We start from the raw sequence: 5,239 nt of genomic DNA, 5'->3' as shown, positions 1-5,239 counted from the left end.
GGCCTCCTCCTACTCGATTTCTGCTCGCTAACCCGAGTGTCTAGGTAACCAGACAATCATCTAAAGCGTTTCTATGCAGGCTAAGCGAGAGTTAACCACGCCAATGAACCCGTTGAGATCATGACCCACATTGTAATACCAAACATCAGTGGTTTCGGCCCTGCCGCTTTTAACTTCTCAACTGAAATACCACAGCCAATTAAGAACAAACACACGACCAGTGCTCGCTTAGACACATCAAAGATTCCTTGATAGACCATCTCAAATTGTGGCAGTAAGTCACTCACCGCGATAGCGGCGCAATAGAAGAAAATGAAGTAGGGAACCGTAATCTTCTTTTGATCGTTCTTGAAGATCATCGCACTAATTAAAGCGATTGGGATGATCCAAAGTGCGCGAGCGAGCTTCAATGTTGTCGCTGTCGTCAGTGCTTCTTCGCCATACGCTGAAGCTGCACCTACTACAGAAGACGTATCGTGAATCGCTATCGCTGCCCAAGTACCAAATGTTTGTTGGCTGAGCTCAAGCGCGTGACCAATCATCGGGAATAAGAATAGAGCAACCGAGTTCAACACGAATACGGTGGCTAATGCCAAGCCAATCTGTTCATCGTCTGCTTTGATCGCGGGTGCCACTGCTGCTATCGCGCTACCACCACAAATCGCGGTACCAGAAGATATAAGATAGCCCGTAGTGCGGTCTAGCCCCATTTGTTTCGCCAAGAACCAACCAATGACTAATGTACCGATAATCGTCGTTACAATGAGCCCAATACCATCGCCTGTTACTGCTAATGCTTTTTCAAACTGAATACCAAAACCCAAGCCAACAATAGAGTAGGCCAGTAGCTTTTTGGTAAGTTTGCCGACTTCCAAGTGTTCAGGGACTAATCCTAAACTAGCAAGCAGGAAACCGATAACCAGGGCTGTCGGTGAGCTAACCCAAGGCGTTAGGCAAAACAGTGCAGCAAGATAAAATGGAACGGACTTTTTTAGGTTCATTGTATTTAGAGTCTTGTTTTGTTGTGGCGTTATTGTGATGAGACCACTATACGTTCAATAAAATGATAAGTAAGTCTAAATGAATTGAACAAACGTTAAGGAAAACTTAACGCTTGTTCAACTGATATGAATAAAGGGCTGGTTAACTAGCGTAATGATCCGCGAAGGTCAGAGACTGACTGTCGAAGCGTTTCACAAGAGGCTTGTTTAGGTGAAATCGGCTCGCCAGCTTCTATCTCTAGCTTAGTCCAGAAGCGAGTGGGTAACCCTTTGCAGGCACGGCCTTTGTAACGACTAAAGTAGCTACCCCATAATCCTTTAAGAGCCATAGGAATCACTGGGACAGGGGAACGTTTGATGATCAGCTCCATACCACGCATGAACTCAGCCATTTCGCCATCAGAGGTGAGCTTTCCTTCTGGGAAAATACACACGATGTGACCTTCATGCAGGGCACGCTCTACTTCTTTGAAAGCGTTTCGAATCGAGTTGCGGTTGGTCGCGGAGATTGGAATCACCCCAGCTCTTTTCAAGAAGCGTCGAATTGGCGGCAACTTGGTGTAATCCTCTTCCATCACAAAACGGATCAAGCGAGGGCAAACCGCACTCAGCAGCAGTGCATCCATATAACTCACATGGTTGCAGACAATCAACGCACCGCCCTTTTCTGGCAGGTGATGTAAGTTCTTATGTTTAACTCTGTACATGGTGTGAGTGACCACCCACGTAAAGAAGCGGAAAGCGTAGATAGGCACCTGATAAAACAGGTACAGCATCACCAAAGTGTTGCCCACTGCGAGCAAGATAAACAGCTGCGGAATTGAAAGATCTAGAACACTAAGGCAAACAATACCTAATACCGCACTTCCCACCATGAACAGTGAGTTGTAGATATTGAGCCCGGCAATCACTTGGGCACGCTCGTCGGGCTTGGCACGTAACTGCATCAGTGAATACAGAGGAACAATAAAGACACCGCCAGAGATACCCAGAAGCAGAAGGTAAGCAAACAGTGGCCACAGCTCTGAGTAGGTTACGAATTGATGGAAAGAACTAAAGTCAGGCAAAGACTCCGGGATGGATATCGCCATCAGAAGACCGAAGATCGAGATACCTAAGCTGCCCATTGGCACGATGCCGATTTCAATTCGGTGATTAGATAACTTATCACAAGCTAAAGAGCCGATTGCAATGCCTACCGAGAATAGTGCCAGTAAAAAGGCGACGGAGCTTTCAGTGCCGTTTAGATGCAGTTTAGTGAAGTTGGGGAACTGAGTTAGGTAAGCCGCACCAAGGAACCAGAACCAGCTGATAGACATCAGAGCTTGAAAGGTCGGGCGATCTTTTTTGGAAATCGCAAGTGTCGCGCAGGTCAGTTTTACAGGTTGCCACTTTACTTTAAGATCTGGTGCATTACTTGGCGCATGTGGGATAAAGCAGCTTGATACATAGCCAAGCACGGCGAACGAAACAATACACACCGCAGCAATGAGCTTCGCGCCTTCTTCAGATGCAATGATGCCTGCGCCTAGAGTACCAATCAGGATCGCTAAGAATGTACCTGTCTCGACGAGAGCGTTACCAGATACCAGTTCTTTTGTTTCTAACTGCTGTGGAAGCAGGGCATACTTCACCGGACCAAAGAAAGCACTCTGCGTTCCCATAAGGAACAGGAGCAGAAGTAATATTCCGTAGCTTTCGTAGATAAAACCGACCGCACCCAGTGACATGATCACTACTTCGAGGAGCTTAACTTTACGGATAAACCACGATTTTTCGTATTTGTCAGCCAGTACACCAGCCAAAGCAGAGAATAGGAAGAAGGGTAGAATAAAAAGGCCAGCGGCCAAATTAATGAATAGATTGGTGGAAATAGGCAGCGTGTCTACGCTTGCGAAAGCAACAAACAGTAACAGGACATTTTTGAATATGTTGTCGTTAAAGGCTCCTAGAAATTGGGTAATAAAGTAGGGTAGGAACCTTTTTTGCGTTAACAGCGAAGATTGGCTGCTGTTGTTCATTGTCTTTCCTTGGATGATTACCAGTTGGTTAAGTAGTTTGAGACTAGGTTATTGATCAGCTCTTTACCATCAATAGGCTCAGAGGCGAAAAATTTATCATCAACGCTAAGTAGAGTAATTCCGTGTACTCCAGACCATAATACACGGCTGGCTTTAACGACTTCGCTTTTCGTATGTTCAGGAGCAATCGCTACTAGCAACTGCTCTAGCATGCCTGTCATTCTATCGATGCGGTTCGATTGCCATTCAGGAAGGTTTTCACCGTTCATGTTGTGCTCAAAGATAAGTTGCCAACGGTGAGGGTGTCTCTGTGCAAAATCGTGGTAGCAGTAGGCAAGGTTGAATAGAGCTTGTTGAGGGTTGCTCGATTGTTCAACAGTTGCAGCGGATTCTGACGCCAGTTCATCTAATGTTTGAGCGACCACATGCAAAAGCAGTAGGTTGTAGTTACCAAATACATTTACTAAGGTACTTGGAACGTAACCAATCATATTGGCGATTTTACGTAGACTTAGCTCGTGATAAGAGTGCTCTTCTAAGAAGTCGGTTACCGTTTTTAAGGTTAATTGCACTAATTGTTCGCGAGTATGATCGTTTCGTCTTGCCATGGGTACTTTCTATTAAATGAACATCGTTCAATATTTTAATGCTGCCCTTGAGTGCCGTCAATCCCTTCGCTAGTTTAGTAATCAATTAATAGCCGCAATATTATGATACATGTGTAAACACGGTGAATATTTCATTGTTCTTTGTTAACGAGTATGATTAAGGTGTCGAAAGATAAAAAACCTATAAAGGATAATAATGAAAAGATTTTTCTCACTAGTCGCGATCCTGTTGGTAACAGTCGCGGTGACGCCAATCGCGGAAGCGAAAAAGTTTGGTGGTGGTAAGTCATTTGGCAAAAGCTTTAAAACGGCTCCAGCACCAAAACAACAAAACACGAATTCGATCCGTCAAGATCAAACAGGTAAGAACACAGCAGCTAACTCTAGCAAGAAAGGCCTTATGGGCGGTCTGCTAGGTGGCTTACTTGCTGGTGGTCTTTTAGCTGCATTCTTTGGTGGCGCATTTGAAGGTATCCAGTTCATGGATATTCTGATTATGGGTCTGATTGCTTTCCTAGCGTTTAAATTCCTACGCGGAATGTTGGGCGCGAAGCAGGGCTCAATGAATCAGCAGAATGCACGTGGCCAACAGCCAGCATTCGGCGGCATGGGTCAGAACAAGTTTGAACAACCTAAGCAACAACCAAATGTTCATAACTTCGAGCAAGCACAACCTCAATCACAAGGCACTGCTGGTGGTTTCGGTTTTGGTGCACAAAGCGATGTTCCACATAACTACCCACCGGGCTTTGATCAAGCGGCATTCATCAACGGTTCTCGTGAGCACTACCGTACACTGCAAGGTGCATGGAACCACAATGAGCTAAACACGATTGAAGAATACGTATCTCCAAGCCTATTTGAAGACCTAAAAGCTGAGCGTAATAAGCTAGACGGTGATCAGCACACAGACGTAATGTACGTTGATGCTGAAATCGTTCGCGCAGACCACGATGGTAGCAAAGCACAGCTAAGCCTTCAGTTTAGCGGTCGTTACCGTGACACAGCGGATGGCGTTGAAGAAGATATCACTGATATCTGGCACCTAGAGCGTGACCTAACAACTAACAATGCACCTTGGTTAATTGTTGGTATTCAAGGTTAATTCCAGGATTTAACTCAACATCAATAGGATGTAGTTATTCGGAATGACACCAAATAATAGAAAGCCCCTGCTGAGAATCAGCAGGGGCTTTTTTGCGTTTAATGATATGTATCTTAGTTAAAGATTGGATTAACCTGAGACTAACTAACTGATTTTATTTGGATGTAATGAGTAATGACAAAGTTCTTTGAACCCGTATTGGAGCCTGAGGTTACTTTGCAGCAGAAACAGATAATTGCGAACGAATGCGAAGAACATATATCGAGCCATTGTTTAGGCTGCGCTGCTTATCTGGCTTGTGAGCGTCATGCAGAAGTATGGGATCACTGATGTTTGAATGGGCTAGATCGCTTAGTTATTTGTAGGAGCGGGTTAGTGTTTAGGAAGTTGAGGGTTGTTTTAGAAGACACGTTTAGTAAGAGATAAAGCTCAGAAACGAAAAAAGCCAACTCAATGAGTTGGCTTTTCGATTTTCCAATTAAGGAGAATATGGTGGAGGGAGAC

4 protein-coding genes are annotated in these 5,239 nt (G+C 44.8%); 1 reads left to right on the top strand and 3 read right to left on the bottom strand.

The annotated features are described in order from the left end of the window. Positions 1 to 80 precede the first annotated feature (80 nt). The 3 genes from AB4209_RS22370 to AB4209_RS22360 all read right to left on the bottom strand — a co-directional run bounded on the left by AB4209_RS22370 (position 81) and on the right by AB4209_RS22360 (position 3,630). Positions 81 to 1,001 carry a YeiH family protein gene (locus tag AB4209_RS22370; RefSeq protein WP_017060176.1) on the bottom strand — a complete coding sequence of 307 codons (921 nt, stop codon included), beginning with the start codon at positions 999 to 1,001 and terminating at the stop codon, positions 81 to 83. Between the two features lie 146 nt (positions 1,002 to 1,147). Then, positions 1,148 to 3,022 (bottom strand): MFS transporter, encoded by a 1,875-nt coding sequence (locus tag AB4209_RS22365; protein ID WP_372057438.1) that lies wholly within the window; start codon positions 3,020 to 3,022, stop codon positions 1,148 to 1,150. Between the two features lie 17 nt (positions 3,023 to 3,039). Continuing rightward, on the bottom strand, positions 3,040 to 3,630 hold the full coding sequence (locus AB4209_RS22360; protein WP_048613073.1) for a TetR/AcrR family transcriptional regulator: 591 nt from the start codon (positions 3,628 to 3,630) through the stop codon (positions 3,040 to 3,042). A gap of 196 nt (positions 3,631 to 3,826) precedes the next feature. On the opposite strand from AB4209_RS22360, the gene AB4209_RS22355 reads away from it, so the two are divergent. Further along, positions 3,827 to 4,735, top strand: a complete 909-nt coding sequence (locus tag AB4209_RS22355) for a Tim44 domain-containing protein (protein ID WP_017060179.1) — start codon at positions 3,827 to 3,829, stop codon at positions 4,733 to 4,735. Positions 4,736 to 5,239: the final 504 nt, after the last annotated feature.

The sequence above is a fragment of the Vibrio sp. 10N.286.48.C11 genome, assembly GCF_041469805.1.
In the GTDB taxonomy this organism is placed as follows: Bacteria; Pseudomonadota; Gammaproteobacteria; order Enterobacterales; family Vibrionaceae; genus Vibrio; species Vibrio crassostreae_C.
This window is presented reverse-complemented; position numbering and strand designations above follow the sequence as displayed.

Bases quoted from the DNA above. Each gene is read 5' to 3' on its own strand.
- AB4209_RS22365 (WP_372057438.1), bottom strand. From the start codon at position 3,022: ATGAACAACAGCAGCCAATCTTCGCTGTTAACGCAAAAAAGGTTCCTA.
- AB4209_RS22355 (WP_017060179.1), top strand. From the start codon at position 3,827: ATGAAAAGATTTTTCTCACTAGTCGCGATCCTGTTGGTAACAGTCGCG.
- AB4209_RS22370 (WP_017060176.1), bottom strand. From the start codon at position 1,001: ATGAACCTAAAAAAGTCCGTTCCATTTTATCTTGCTGCACTGTTTTGC.
- AB4209_RS22360 (WP_048613073.1), bottom strand. From the start codon at position 3,630: ATGGCAAGACGAAACGATCATACTCGCGAACAATTAGTGCAATTAACC.